Here is a 14,253-nt window from a genome sequence, read left to right on the forward strand (position 1 = left end):
CCCGTCCGGACAGCGATCTATCGACCGCTCTCGAACTCCAGGAACGGAATCTCGGCCCGGCCGTCCGGCGCGGACAGCGCCGCGGCCTGTGAGACGCCCGCCGGCGTCAGCAGGTCGATCACGTTCGGCTGGCTCTCGGACTCGCGGCCGCCGAAGTCCAGCACGCCGCCCTCTTCTTGCACCTGCGCGACGCCGCCCTCGCCGGTCAGGGAGTTGCCCAGCACCAGCGGGACGAGGTCGGTCCCGGCGAGGTCGCCGACGGCGTCTTTCGGCACGGACACCCAGAGGCCGGGCAGGCCCTCGACCGTCTCGACGATCACGTCGTCGGTGACGACGGTGCCGTCCGCCCGCTCGACCGCGGCCGTGGTGTCGCCGGCGACGACCCGGTAGTGGTAGGGGGCCGCGAGGTCCGCGCCGACGCCCGCCCGGGCCGCCGTCGCCCCGCCGCCGGCGTCGGGGTCCCGGAGGTACACCTGGACGTGCTGGGGGAAGCCACCGCCGCCGTCTGCCTCGACGCCGCCGGCGAACCGCGCTTGGAAGCGGTAGCGGTCCCCGCTCTCGTAGACGGCGAACTCGGTGAGGTCCAGCACGCCCTCGGGCCACTGCGAGGACTCGGGGTAGGTGTAGCCGCCGGGGCCGCCGTCGTCGCCGGTCGGGTCGGCCCACGTCGCCCGGAGATCCGCGCCCAGCCGGCGACTGGCGATACCGGTCGAGAGGTCGACCAGCGGCAGCGTCGCCCCCGCGCCCGACCGGACCGTCGACTCGTCGTCGAGCGGCCCGACCAGCAGGTCCGCGACGTTCGACCCGCCGACCCGTGCCACCCCGCCGGGGGCGTCCGGGTCGTGGCCGGCCACGAGCGCGGCGAACCGGAGGTCCCGGGCGTCCGCCGGCAGGAACTCGTCGGGCACGTCCACCCGTATCTGGTCGCCGACGACCCGGGGTTCGAGGCCGCGCAGGCGCTCGCCGTCGGCCGCCTCGACGGCGGCGTCCCCGGGCGTGACGACGACGCGCCGGTGGTACGGTTCGGCGAGGGCCGCGTCGACCCCCTCGCGGGCGGCCGTCGCGCCCCCGTCGGCGTCGGGGTCCCGCAGGTAGAGCTGGAGGTGCTGGCGGGCTCCGTCCTCGGGCAGGTCGGCGAACGACCAGACGAACTGGTGGGTCCCCTCGCCCTCGTAGACGTCGAGGGAACGGAGGTCAAGCGCCGGCTCCGGGACGCCCTCGGGGACGGCCGCGTCGCCGGCGGCGTCGGGGAACGTCGCCAGCGGCGCACCGCGGCCCACGAGCGGGTCGGCCCGGAGGACCGCCGCGCTGTCGACGGTCACGCGGCCGTCGTCGGTCCCGACGGGCTCGCCGCTCACGCGGTCGGTCCGGTCGACGGCGGGGTGCTGGTCGACCGTCGCGCTCCCCTCGCCGAAGTTCAGCAGGACGTGGACGCGCTCGCCGCCGGCCTCGCGGGCGTAGCCGGTCACGCGCTCGTCCCCCGGCGCGACCGACAGCGGCGTCACGCTCCCGTCGGACTGCAGCGCCCGCTCGGCGTGGCGGGTCTCGGCCAGCGCACGGTAGAAGGCCCGCAGGTCCTCGTCGGCGTCGTCCCAGTTCATCCGCTCGCGCATCCCGGTCAGGCCCGTCTCCTGGCCGTAGTAGACCATCGGCGCGCCGGGGAGGGTGAACGTCGCCGCGCCCGCCGCTCGCTGGGCGGCCTCGCTGGCCCCGGCGAGGTAGCGGTCGGTGTCGTGGTTCTCGACGTAGTTCAACAGCCCGACGTGGCCGGGGTAGCCGGCGTCCCGCCGCCACGAGACCACGTCCCGCAGTGCGTCGGCGGGTTCCTCGTCCGCGCCGACGGCCCCGAGGGTCTCGTACAGTCCCTCGCCGTAGTGGAGGCCGAACTCGTCCTCGGCGAAGTCGGCGTAGTCGTCCTGCCACGGGACGCACTCGCCCAGCAGGAGGAAGTCGGGGTGGTCGGCCCTGATCCGCCGGCGGAACTCCTTCCAGAACGAGTGGGGGACACCCCACGCCACGTCACAGCGGAACCCGTCGACCACGTCGGCCCACTCCTCGGCGACGGCGAACACCCACGACCGCACCGCGGGGTTCGAGAAGTCCAGGACGGGGATGCCTCGCCAGCCGAAGTAGTACTGGGCCTGCCCGCCCTCCCACCGGTACCAGTCCCGGAACGGGGCGTCCTCGCCCGCGGCGGCGGACTGGAAGTAGCGGTGTTCGCGGGCGGTGTGGTTCACCACGAGGTCGAAGATCACCCTGATGTCCCGCTCGTGGCAGGCCTCGACGAACGACTCGAACTCCGCCCGGGTTCCGAGCGCGTCCGCCGTCTCGAAGTAGTCGATCACGTCGTAGCCGTGGGGCCCCCCCGGCTGAGTCTCGTCGCGGTGGCTGTGGGCGTCCAGGATCGGCGTGAGCCACACCGCGTCCGCGCCCATCGACGCGACGTAGTCGACCTTCGATTCGAGGAACTCGAAGTCGACGTCCGCGCCGAACCGCCGGACGAAGATCTCGTAGACGACGGCGTCCTCGGCCCACGCCGGCGGCTCGGTCGGGTGGGCGACGCCGCCGTCCGGGTCGACCCGGACGGTGTCGGCGACGCTGCGGCCCTCGGCCCCGGCGGCGGCCGCGTGGACCCGGACCGGGCCGGAGAGGGCGTCCGCCGACAGGGTCGCCTCGTGCCCGTCGACCGACAGCGAGCCGTCGAGGTTCCCGCGGTCGCGGTCGTCGACGAGGAACTCGACGGTGAGGTCCGCCGGCGCGAGGTCGGTCTCGGTGGCCGGCCGGACGTCCGCTTCGAGGGTCACCTCGTCGGTCATCGTCTCGCTCGCCCCCGAGAGCGTCAGCGTCGGCCGTGGCTCGCCGGCGGTCCGCTCCGGAAACGCCCGGACCGTCAGCTCGTGGGTCCCGTCGGGGGCGGTGAGTTCGAGTCGATAGGTCCCCGGCTCGTCGGGTTCGAACTGGACGGCCGGGCCGTCGCCGACGCCGGCGGTGCTCCCGTCGGGGGCGTCCGTCACGGTCCAGCCGTACTCCCCCTCCCGGTCGGGGTTCCACGGCGCGAGGTTGCTCTCGACGCCCGAGAACTCCGGGGCGCGGATGGCCTCGCCGACGCTGGTGAACACCGGCGGACCGGGGGCGTGCGGGCCGCGGATCTCGGCCTGTGGCGCGTCGCTCTCCGTCAGATCGGGACCGGTGTCGGTCGGCGTCGCTCCGACCGTGGTCTCGTCCGTGCCACCGTCCGTCGCGGTCCTCGGGTCCGGGGTCCGACCGTCCGACGGGCAGCCGGCCAGCCCCGACAGTCCCGCAAGCGCCGACGCCGCGAGGAGTCGCCGTCGGCTGAGTCCCGTGTCCTCGTCTGCCATAGCCCCGGCTTGGGCCAACGCTGAGATAAGCCTTGAGGTATTTCAACACACTTCGAAACTCAGTGGGGCTCCGCGATGCCCTGCATCCAGACGATGCCGATGTGGATGGCGATGAGCGCCGTCGTGACGAACGGCATTACGAAGACGTGCATGATGTACATCCGCACCAGCGTCGCCTGGCTGAGGCTGAACCCGCCGAACAGCAACTGCGCGAGCCACTCGCCGACGAGCGGCACCGAGAGGAACAGCTCGATGCCGATCTGCCCGGCCCAGTAGGAGAGCTGGCTCCAGGGCAGCAGGTAGCCCGAGTAGCCGAACCACAGCGTCAGCGAGACGAGGACGACGCCGATGAGCCAGTTCAGCTCGCGGGGTTCCTTGTACGCGCCGGTGAAGTAGACCCGGAGCATGTGGAGGAAGACGGCCGCGACCATCACCTGGGCGGCCCAGCGGTGGACCGACCGCAGGAAGTACCCCAGGTTGAGTTGGCCCATAACGAGCAACACCGAGTCGTACGCGACGGTGGGCTGGCCGCTGGCACTGGCCGCCGCGGGGGCGTAGTAGAACCCAAGCAACGCCCCCGTGACGGCCGCGACGACGTAGGCGACGACGGAGAACGACCCCAGCGTGTACAGCGGGTACCAGTACCAGAACTTGTTGTCGAGGTTGTACTGCTCGGTGTGGCTCTTGGGCAGCTGCATGTTGACCTTGTAGTACAGCGTCTCGACGAACTCGAGGTAGTCGACGACCCGGAGCCGCCTGTCGAGCCAGATCAGCGCGGTCAGGTACGCCCGTTCGAGCAGCGTCAGCTCCCGCGTCCGCAGCCACTCGCGGTGGTCGTGCGGGTCGGGCCGGTCGAGGCTCATCGCCCACCACCGGAGTGCCGCCCAGTCACGGGGTCGCCGGCGACCCGCCGCTCGCATCGCGGTCGGACGCGTTTCGCGTGCATAGAGCTGTGATGTTCGATACCACCGAACAAATACATTCTAGCTGATATCTAAAGGAGCGGCCGGCGTCGTCGGCGTAAGAACCCCGTGGTTCCTCTCTCCGGGTGTTTATCCGTCTGCCCGCGTCGGACGGCCGCCGACCGCGACGAGAAAACAAATGTTATACCCGCTGACTCGGTTGCTCCCGGTATGAAGGTACTCGTCACGGACCCCATCGCCGACGCGGGCCTCGCACGCCTGCGCGAGGCGGGCTACGAGGTCGAGACAGCCTACGACGTCGAGGGCGACGCGCTGCTCGACGCGGTCGCCGACGCCCACGGCCTCATCGTCCGCTCGGGGACGGAGGTCACGGAGGAGGTACTTGCCGCCGCCGAGAACCTCGTCATCGTCGGCCGGGCCGGCATCGGCGTCGACAACATCGACATCGAGGCCGCCACGGACCACGGCGTCATCGTCGCCAACGCCCCGGAGGGCAACGTCCGGGCCGCCGCGGAACACAGCGTCGCGATGGCCTTCGCCACCGCCCGTTCCATCCCGCAGGCCCACAACCTGCTGAAACAGGGCCAGTGGGCGAAGAGTGAGTTCCTCGGCACCGAGGTCAACAACAAGACTCTCGGCGTGGTGGGCTTCGGCCGCGTCGGCCAGGAGGTGGCCAAGCGGCTGGGCAACCTGGGGATGGACATCGTCACGTTCGACCCCTACATCAGCGAGGAGCGCGCGAAGCAGTTCGGTGCCGACCTCGTCGACGACCTCGAGGACTGTCTCGCGAGAGCGGACTTCGTCACCATCCACACGCCGCTGACCTCGGAGACCGAGAACATGATCGGCGAGGAGGAGCTCGCCCAGCTCGAGGGCGGCTACGTCGTCAACTGCGCCCGCGGCGGCATCGTCGACGAGCCGGCGCTGGCCGAGGCCGTCGAGGACGGCATCCTCAAGGGCGCGGCCCTGGACGTCTTCGGCGAGGAGCCCCTGCCCGAGGACAGCCCGCTGCTCGACGTCGAGGACGTCATCGTCACGCCCCACCTGGGCGCGTCCACGGAGGCCGCCCAGGAGAACGTCGCCACGTCGACGGCCGATCAGGTGGTCGCCGCGTTCAACGGCGAGCCGGTCGCAAACGCCCTGAACGCCCCGTCGCTGGACGAGGCGACCTTCGACCGCGTCGCCCCGTACCTCGACCTGGCCGACACCGCCGGCCGCATCGCGGTCCAGCTGTTCGACGGCCACATGTCCTCCGTCGAGGTGACCTACGCCGGCGACATCGCACAGGAGGACGTCGAGTACGTCACCGCGAGCGCGCTGAAGGGCGTGTTCGCGCCGTCGGAACTGCAGGTCAACGCCGTCAACGCCCCCCAGATCGCCGAGGAGCGGGGCATCGACGTCACCGAGTCCAAGACCAGCACCGCGCGGGACTACCAGAGCCTCATCACCGTCACCGTCTCGGACGGCGCGGAGTCGGTCTCGGTCCGCGGGACCCAGTTCGGCGACGACGAGGCCCGCATCGTCAGCATCGACGACCACCGCATCGAGGCCGTCCCGCACGGGCACATGCTCGTCGTCCGCAACAAGGACGAGCCGGGCACCATCGGCTTCGTGGGGACGGTGCTTGGCGAACACGACATCAACATCGCCGGGATGTTCAACAGCCGGGAGGTCGTCGGCGGGGAGGCCCTGTCGGTGTACAACCTCGACGAGCCCCCGACCGCCGAGGTGACCGAGCGGCTGAACGCCGACGACCGCATCATCTCGACGACCTACGTCGCACTCGGCGACGAGTAGGCGACCGTTCTCGGCGGCGGTCCTCCGATGGGAACCGTTATCCGTGGGGATAGACAGCATCCAGTAACTGGTGGTGGTATGGGAGACGCCGACACCCGCTACCGGGTCCTGTTCGCCGACGGTGATCGGCGACTGGACGACCTGGGCGGGGCACTGACAGAGCACGGATTCGACGTGACCCGTGGCCCCGGCGCGGACACGCTCGCCGGGACCGATACCGACGGGTACGACCTTGTGGTCGTCCCGCACGACGAGACGACGGAGCCGTCCGTCGACGGCGTGGCCGGCGTCCGGGCGGCGCTGTCGGCCGTCGACTGTCCGGTGGTCCTGTACGCCGTCGGCTACCCGGGGGCCGACGTCGCGGCCGACGCGATGGACGCCGGCGCGGCGGACGCGGTGTTCGTCCCGCCACGCCGGGGGGAGCTGCTGGCGACGCGGTTCCGCCGTGTGGCGGCGGACGACGAGGCGCTCGGCGACCGCGAACGCGCCCTCGACGACTTCTTCGAACACTTCCCCGAGGACGTGTTCGTCAAGGACGCCGCCGGGCGGTTCGCCGTCGGGAGCCACGAGACGACCGAGCCACAGGGGTACGACCGCGAGCAGCTGCGGGGACTGACCGACTACGAGATGTTCCCGCCCGACCTCGCCGACGCCCTCTACGAACAGGAGCGGCGCATCCGCGAGGAGGAAGACCCCGAGATCAACGTCGTCGAGCACTACACGGAAGACGGCGAGGAGCGGTGGGTCTCCTCGACGAAGGTCCCCCGGTACGACGACGACGGCGAGGTGGTCGGGATCGTCGGCAACGCCCGCGACGTGACGCGACTGCGCCGGCGCGAGCGGCTGGTCGCCCGCCTCCACGAGGCCAGTCGGGACCTGATGCACGCCGCGACCAGGCCCGACGTCGCCCGCGAGGCGACGGCGCTGTCGGCGGACCTCTCGGGCCTCCCGACCGGGCAGGTGGTGCTGTACGACGGGACCACGCTCCGACCGACCGACGGCCGGGCACCGGACGTGTTCGAGCGCCACGAGCGGTGGTTCTGGCGGGCCTTCGAGACCGGCGAGGCACAGTACGTCGCGACCGACGCCGACGGCCGGGCGACACAGACCGACACCGCCGACCCGGAGGAGATCGACGCGGTCGTGCTCCCGCTCGGGGACCACGGGGCGCTGGGGATGCGCGTCGTCGACGCCGTCGACGAGTTCACGCTGGACCTCGCCAACATCCTCGCGGCGACGGTGGCGGCGGCGCTGGACCGGGCCGGCCGCGAGCAGGAACTCCGCGAGCGCGAACGGGAGCTGCAGCGACAGAACGAGCGGTTAGAGGAGTTCGCGACGATGGTGAGCCACGACCTCCGGAACCCGCTGCAGGTGGCGCTCGGTGCCGTCGAGATGCTCGACGGCGACCCGGACCACGCCGAGCGCATCGAGACCGCCCTGGAACACATGGACCGGCTCGTCGACGAACTGCTGACGCTGGCTCGCCAGGGCGAGATCGTCGGCGAGCGGGTCCCGGTCGACCTGACCGAGCTGGCGGAGACGGCGTGGGCGAACGTCGACGCGGGCGAGGCCACCCTGGAACTCGACGACCCCGGGCGGGTGGTCGCGGACGAGGATCGGCTCCGGGAACTGTTCGAGAACCTCTTCTGTGTCGTCCTGCGCAAGACCGACCGGGACGCGGTGACGGTCCGCGTCGGCCGGCTCGGGACCGACGGCATCTACATCGAACACGTCCACGGCTCGATCCCCACCGACGTCCACGACCCGCTCCCGACCCAGCCGCTGGACACCGACGACTGGTCCGAGTACGGTCGCTACATCGTCTCGACCATCGCGGAGGCGTACGGGTGGGACGTGACCACGACCCACGGCGACCACGCCCGGTTCGAGATAACGGGGGTCGACGTGCGGTGACGGACGACCTCGCCGTCACCTGCGTCGACCCGGACGGGCGGCTCGCCCCCGTGGTCGGGGCGCTCCGGGACCGGCCGGCGATCACCGTCGCCGTCGTCGACGACGTGGGCGGCGTCGCCGGCACCGACCCCGACTGCTGTGTCCTGTTGCACGCGCCCTCGACGGCGTCGCTGTCGGCCGTCGACGGCCTCGCGGCCCTCGATCGGCTGCGGACCGCCCACCCGGACTGTCCCGCGGCGGTGTACGCACCCGACCCGGACTCGATGCCGACCACGACCCGGGCGTTCACCCACGAGGTCCTCGACCGCGGCGGCGACGCGGCGATGGCGATGGCTCCCGAACGCGAGGACCTCATCGTCCGGCGAATCGAGCAGGTCGCGGGCCGCGAGCGGCACTTCCAGTCCGACGACGACCTGCTGGAGTCGCTGCTGGAGTCGTTCCCCCACCAGATCTTCATCAAGGACGACGCCGGCCGGTTCGCCGACGTCAGCGCCGTCACCGCCGACGAGTACGGGTTCGACCGCGAGCAGCTGCGCGGCCTGACCGACTACGAACTGCTCCCGCGGACGCTGGCCGCGGAGCTCTACGAGGAGGAACAGGAGATCATGGCCTCCGGCGAACCGGTGCTCAACAAGGTCGAGCACTTCGTCGACGAGTCGGGCCACAGCCGCTGGGTCTCGACGACGAAGGCCCCCCGGTACGACGAGGCGGGCGCGGTCGCCGGTATCGTCGGCGGGACCCGCGAGGTGACGGCGGAGAAGCGCCACGAACACATGGTCAGGGCCGTCCACGAGGCCAGCCGGGACCTCGTCCACGCGAAAGACCGGACGGAGGTCGGCGAGGTGACCGTCGCCATCGCCGAGAACGTCCCGGCCCTGCCCCGCGTCCAGATCGCGCTGGCCGACGAGGCCGGCGACGGGCTCGACCCCGTCGACAGCGTCGAGGACCGCGACGTCTACCGCCAGTACGCCGAGTGGTACGACGCCGCCTACGAGCGGGGCACCGACCTGTTCGTCGTCGACGGCGGCGACGACGCCGTCGCGTCCTTCGACGCAGCCCAGCGCCCGGTGGCGGCCCTGCTCCCGGTCGGCGACCACGGCGTCTTCGGCGTGACGACCGGCGAGGGGACCGTCGACGAGTTCACGCTGGACCTGTCGCGCATCCTCGCCGCCAACGTCGAGGGGGCGCTGGACCGGGCGGCCCGCGAGCGGGAACTGGAGCGGCAAAACGAGCGGTTGGAGGAGTTCGCCAGCATCGTCAGTCACGATCTCCGAAACCCCCTGTCGGTCGCCAGCGCCTACGTCGAACTCGCGAAGGACGACCCACAGCGGATCTACCTGGAGAAGGCCGACGACGCCCTCGACCGGATGGGTCAGCTCACCGACGAACTGCTCACCCTCGCGAAGAAGGGGCAGGCCGTCGGCGACACCGAGCCGGTCCGGCTGTCGGCCGCGCTCCGGGAGGCCCGCGAGACCGTCGCGGACCCGGCGCTGACCGTCCGGACGGGCGACCTCGGCACCGTCGTCGCCGACCGCTCGCGGCTGGTCGAGCTGCTGGAGAACCTCCTCCGGAACTGCCTCGACCACGCCGCGACCGACGGCGAGGTGACGGTCACGGTCGAACCGCTGCCGGAGGGGTTCGCCGTCGCCGACGACGGCCCGGGGGTCCCCGAGTCCGAGCGCGAGGCGGTCTTCGAGATGGGGTACACCGACAGCGACGACGGCACCGGCTACGGGCTGTACATCGTCGAGACCATCGCCCGGGCGCACGGCTGGTCGGTCCGGGTCACGGAGAGCGAGGCGGGCGGCGCGCGCTTCGAGTTCACCGGCGTCGACGCGACCTAGCGCTCCGCCAGCAGTCGCTCGTAGCGGTCCACGACCGCCTGCCGACGCTCGCGTTCGCGTTCCAGCTCCGCCTCCAGCGCGGCGACCCGACAGCGCAACGCGGCGACCCGGAGGCGGGTCACGGTGACCGACGGGCGGGTCCGCGGGCTGGGATCGATCGACGGCGACGGGGGCGTCGCCACTGGCGTGGTTCGAGTGGGCATACCACACACCAGCGCCCACACCGACAAAAGCACCCATCGGACGACCGTCTGACGCCCGTCGTCCGCGCGCCGACTACATGAAGTCCGCGATGCCGGACTGCTTGTTGTGGTCGTTCTCGAAGACGGACTCGATGGACCGCTCGAGGATCTTCAGCCGCTGTTTCGTGTAGTCGCGGGCCCCGAACTCCTCGGCGACGCGGATGGCCGTGTCGATGTACTTGTTGACCGACCCCTCGTGGACGGTGAGGTTCACGCGGCCGCCACACTCCCGGCAGTCGCCGGTCAGGGGCATCCGCCGGTAGGACTCCCCGCAGTCCAGACAGCGCACCTCCTGGCGGGAGAACGCCCGGAGGTTCCCGATCAGGTCCGGCAGGAAGTGGTACTCGATGATGCGCTCGGCGACGTCGGACTCGACGACGGCCCGCAGCTTCCGGGAGATCGACAGCTGGGCGTCCATCTTGTCCTCCATCGACCCCAGCGTCTTGTACGCCGAGAGGTCCGGCCCGGCCGCGATGTCCGTCGTGTCGTGGGTGTGCCGGAAGTCCGTGTACTCCCGGTCGGTCCCCAGCGTCTCCTCGGCGATGGTCATGATCTCCTCGACCTCGGCGGGGTCGGTCAGCTCCCGGGTCGCCTCGTAGAAATCCCGGGGGTACCGCTCCATAATGTCCATATTGTGGGCCTCGTCGTCGATCTCGCTGGGGTCGATGCGCGAGGACATCACCAGCGGCGCGTCCATCTGACCGCCGCGCTTGTCGGGGAGGTACTTCTTGCTGAAGTTGAGCAGGCCGTCCATCAGGAGCATCACGCAGTCCTCGTCGCCGTCGCAGTTGCGCCGTTTCGCGGCGTGAAAGTACGGATGCGCGTAGCCGACCGCCGCCGTCGTGAACCCGACGACTCTGCCGACCGTCGCCGCGCTGGTGTGTGGGGCCATCCCGAAGACGAGTTCCCCGACCAGGTCCTCGCGGTCGTCGAGGTCGTAGTACGGCTCCAGCCCGTAGTACTGCTCGAGCAGGTCGTCGACGAAGGCGGCGGTCTTGAGCATGTGCTCGGCCGCGCCGTCCGAGAGCACCACGTCCTGGACCTTCAGCTCGACCAGCTGGTCGTCGTGGCGCAGCGGGTCGCCGTGGACGTCCGTCTCGTAGCCGAGGTGGCGCAGGCGCTCGGGCTCGACGTCGAGTTCGGCGGGCCGGACCGCCGTCACGGGGAGGTCGGTCATATCGTAGCGGACGGTGCCGTCCTTGAACGACGAGACGCCGTGTTTCGCCCGGAGGACGCCCTTCTCCATCGGCTCGGGCAGTTTCTCCTCGGAGGAGAGCCCCTTGACCGCTTTCAGCGTGTCGAAGGCCGTCTCGCGCTCGCCGACGGCCTGCAGGGCCTCCCGGTAGGTCCGCTGGAGGTCCAGCTCCTTCGTCTGGGTCGGGGAGGCCAGCGTCTCGCAGCGGTCACACTCCGCGCGGCCGGACTCGTCGGGCTCGACCTCCGCCTCGCAGTCCGGACAGACGTACACCGTCTCGGCGACGGCGTCGCAGTCGGGACAGCGGGCCTCGTGGGTCTCGGTCCCGCAGTCGGGACAGCGGCGGCGGGCCACCTCGGCGTCGACCCGGCCCGGCGTCTCGCTCATCGAGTCCGCGTGCTTGGTGGCCTCGGCGACCGACCGCTGGGCACCGCCGGCCTCGCCGATGGGGTAGAGCGTGTGGACCGCCGGCGAGAGGTCCCGGCGTTCCGACTTCTCCGGGCGGCCCATCCGGTTGCCGATCCGCGTGGGAGCCCGCTCGCGGACCTCGAACGGCGCGATCTCGTTGACGGCCTCGACGGCGTTGCGGCCCGCCGTCTCGCCCAGTTCGTCGTCGACGTAGCCGATGGCGTCGCTGGCCTCCTGCTCGCCGTAGGTGCGGGCGTGGTCAGAGAGGTCCTCGGGGTCCCAGTCCCGGTCGAGGGACCGATCGAACCCGAGCGTCCGGACCAGCGGCACCCAGTCGGGGACGATCAGCCGGTCGTCGGCCCGGGTGTGCTCGACGAGGAGGTGTTCGAGCGCGGTCTCGACCGGTCCGGTCCGCGGGAGGACGAGCTCGCCGTCGGGAACCGCCGCGTCGTCGCCGCCCTCCACCACGGCCCCGTCCGCGGCGGCGACCTCCCCCCGCTCGACCGCGTCGGCCAGCGCCGTGAACTGCTCGACGGTCACGTCGTGCCAGAGGTAGGTGTACGCCGGGTGCAGCGGCGCGTCGTACTCCGTGGCCCAGTGCAACGCCTCGTCGGCGCTGGGGTCGGCGAGGTCGACGGCCGGGTCGTCCCGCATCGCCTGCACGTCCGCGCCAGCGGCGGCGAGGTCCTGCTCCCACCACTCGACGGTGTAGGAGGCCGGCGCGAGCGGGTGGTTGTTCTCGACGAACTCCCCGTAGTTGACGAGGTACTCGCCCAGATCGAGGATCTTCTCGACGCCGTTCCTGACTTCGAGGGCCTCTTCGGGGTCGTCGATGCGGCGGACCTCGCCGTTGGCGAGGCGCACGGTGGGCCCCTCGATGGTGTCGACGGGGACGACGCCGGCGGCCTTCCCGGGCCGCTCGGTCTTGATCTGGGTGCCGGTCGCGAGGAAGTCGTCGACGAGGTGCATCGTCGCCGGGTGGACTCCCGCGGTCGCGAACCCGTGGTTGCGCGCCCGGCCGTACCGCAGGCGGAAGCCGCCCGGCTTCGAGGGGTGGGAGAACACCGGCCGGCCGGCGATGAGGTCCCGGAGGTACTTCTTGGCGGGGTCGACGCGGGGCGGCCCCGACCGCTCGGGTTCGTCCGCCGTGTCGTCGCTGTCCGCGTCCCCGGCGTCCTCGTCCTCGCCGTCTTCGCCGCCCTCGTCGTCCTCGGCCTCGCTCTCACCGATGGTCCCGTCGATGAGGTCCTGGAGCCACGGCCAGTCGACCTCCTCGAGGTCGCGGGTGTACCGCTGGATCTTCGGGGCCTTCAGCGCGATCCCCTCCGCGAGAACGAGGCACATCCCTCCGCGGGCGGCGTTGGAGTCGACCCGTTCGAGGTCCCGGTAGCCCGACACCTCCTCGTCGCCGGTCGCCTCCCCGTCCAGCATGATCGGCATGTGCTCGGCGATGAACTTCGACTCCTTCTCCTTGGGCGTGTACTGGAGCCCGGTCTCCTGGTCGTAGAGGTCGATCTCCTCCGCGTAGCGGCCGATCTCGTCGTCGCGGGCCTTGTACTGGTCGATGCCAAGCAGTGCGCGGGCGTAGTCCGCGACCAGCACGGAGAGGGCCTGTGCGGTCCCGCCGGCCGAGCGGATCGGGCCGGCGTAGTAGACGTTGATGAACTCCGTCCCGTCGTCGTTCTGAAGCAGCTCCACGCGGTCGATCCCCTCGATGGGGGCGGCGACCACGCCCTCGGTCAGCAGGGCGACGGCGGTCCTGACCGCGCCCTCGACCTTCCCCTCGCGGGTGTCGTAGTCGCCGACGCTGCCGTCGACGAAGTCCTCGACCAGCTCCAACGCGGCCTCCTCGCGGGACATCTCCCCCTCCAGCTCCCGCACCCGCTCGGCGACCCCCTCGATCCCGAGGATGTTCTCGACGCGGTCGGCCATGTCCCGAGCGGTCGGGATCTCGACCTCGGGCTCGGGGTCGCCGCCGCGCTTGCGAGCCCGCCCGGCGACGTCCATCGCTCGGTCGAGTTCCGTCTCCAGCCGGTCGAAGTACTGTTCGTCGGCCTCCCGCATCTACGGCTCCCAGAGGTCCAGGTCCGTCGCGTCGTCGTGGTCGCGTTCGAGGCGCGTGTCGAACGCCCGGACGTACACCTCGCCGGCCCACACCGTCGCCGCGTTCAGGTGGCCCGCCAGCGCGGTCCCGTCGGGCCGCGAGCAGACGGCGTGGGTGTGGGCGAACCGCTCGCCGTCCAGCCAGGCGACGTTGCCGACGCAGGCCGCGACCTCCAGGGGCTCGTCGAAGGTGACGGCGTCGTACTCACAGCGGTCCTGGTCGTAGAACCACACCTCCGCGTCCTGCACCGCGCCGAGTCCGTAGAAGAAGGCCGCGTCGATGTCCTCGTCGTCGGCGAGTCCCTCGATCTCGCTCCGCCAGTCCGCGCCGTGGGCCAGTCGGCAGACGTACTCCGAGGCGGTGTCGACCTCCCGATAATCCATACAGGATGGCGACGGCAGGCGGCGGCAAAAGCGTGTCGCCCTCCCCGGGGGAGACCGGTAGTCGCGCGGCTCCGTCCCGCGATC

8 protein-coding genes are annotated in these 14,253 nt (G+C 71.3%); 3 read left to right on the forward strand and 5 right to left on the reverse strand.

What is annotated here, in order from left to right:
* Nucleotides 1-17 precede the first annotated feature (17 nt).
* Together P0592_RS06205 and P0592_RS06210 are read right to left on the reverse strand one after the other, a co-directional pair.
* Complete coding sequence (locus P0592_RS06205; protein ID WP_276273413.1) at nucleotides 18-3,359, reverse strand: alpha-amylase family glycosyl hydrolase; 3,342 nt, start codon at nucleotides 3,357-3,359, stop codon at nucleotides 18-20.
* 59 nt (nucleotides 3,360-3,418) lie between these two features.
* Nucleotides 3,419-4,222, reverse strand: coding sequence for a cytochrome b (locus P0592_RS06210; RefSeq protein ID WP_276273913.1), 804 nt, complete (start codon nucleotides 4,220-4,222; stop codon nucleotides 3,419-3,421).
* Nucleotides 4,223-4,492: 270 nt separating this feature from the next.
* Here P0592_RS06210 and serA point away from each other — a divergent pair, with 270 nt between their 5' ends.
* From serA to P0592_RS06225, 3 genes are all read left to right on the forward strand, one after another.
* Nucleotides 4,493-6,079, forward strand: coding sequence for a phosphoglycerate dehydrogenase (gene serA / locus P0592_RS06215; RefSeq protein WP_276273414.1), 1,587 nt, complete (start codon nucleotides 4,493-4,495; stop codon nucleotides 6,077-6,079).
* Nucleotides 6,080-6,157: 78 nt separating this feature from the next.
* A complete protein-coding gene (locus P0592_RS06220) occupies nucleotides 6,158-7,993 on the forward strand; it encodes a PAS domain-containing sensor histidine kinase (protein WP_276273415.1) in 1,836 nt (611 codons plus the stop codon).
* Nucleotides 7,990-9,837: a PAS domain-containing sensor histidine kinase gene (locus P0592_RS06225; protein WP_276273416.1), complete on the forward strand. Its 1,848-nt coding sequence runs from the start codon at nucleotides 7,990-7,992 to the stop codon at nucleotides 9,835-9,837. Before P0592_RS06220 ends, P0592_RS06225 begins: the two co-directional genes overlap by 4 nt.
* Here the strand turns inward: P0592_RS06225 and P0592_RS06230 are convergent.
* From P0592_RS06230 to P0592_RS06240, 3 genes are all read right to left on the reverse strand, one after another.
* Complete coding sequence (locus tag P0592_RS06230; RefSeq protein WP_276273417.1) at nucleotides 9,834-10,040, reverse strand: hypothetical protein; 207 nt, start codon at nucleotides 10,038-10,040, stop codon at nucleotides 9,834-9,836. The two genes, P0592_RS06225 and P0592_RS06230, sit on opposite strands and share 4 nt — an antisense overlap.
* Before the next feature lie 73 nt (nucleotides 10,041-10,113).
* Complete coding sequence (locus P0592_RS06235) at nucleotides 10,114-13,746, reverse strand: DNA polymerase II large subunit (protein ID WP_276273418.1); 3,633 nt, start codon at nucleotides 13,744-13,746, stop codon at nucleotides 10,114-10,116.
* Nucleotides 13,747-14,169, reverse strand: a complete 423-nt coding sequence (locus P0592_RS06240) for a PPC domain-containing DNA-binding protein (protein WP_276273419.1) — start codon at nucleotides 14,167-14,169, stop codon at nucleotides 13,747-13,749. It abuts the gene before it with no gap.
* Nucleotides 14,170-14,253: the final 84 nt, after the last annotated feature.

Source organism: Haloarcula litorea, from assembly GCF_029338195.1.
GTDB lineage: Archaea > Halobacteriota > Halobacteria > Halobacteriales > Haloarculaceae > Haloarcula > Haloarcula litorea.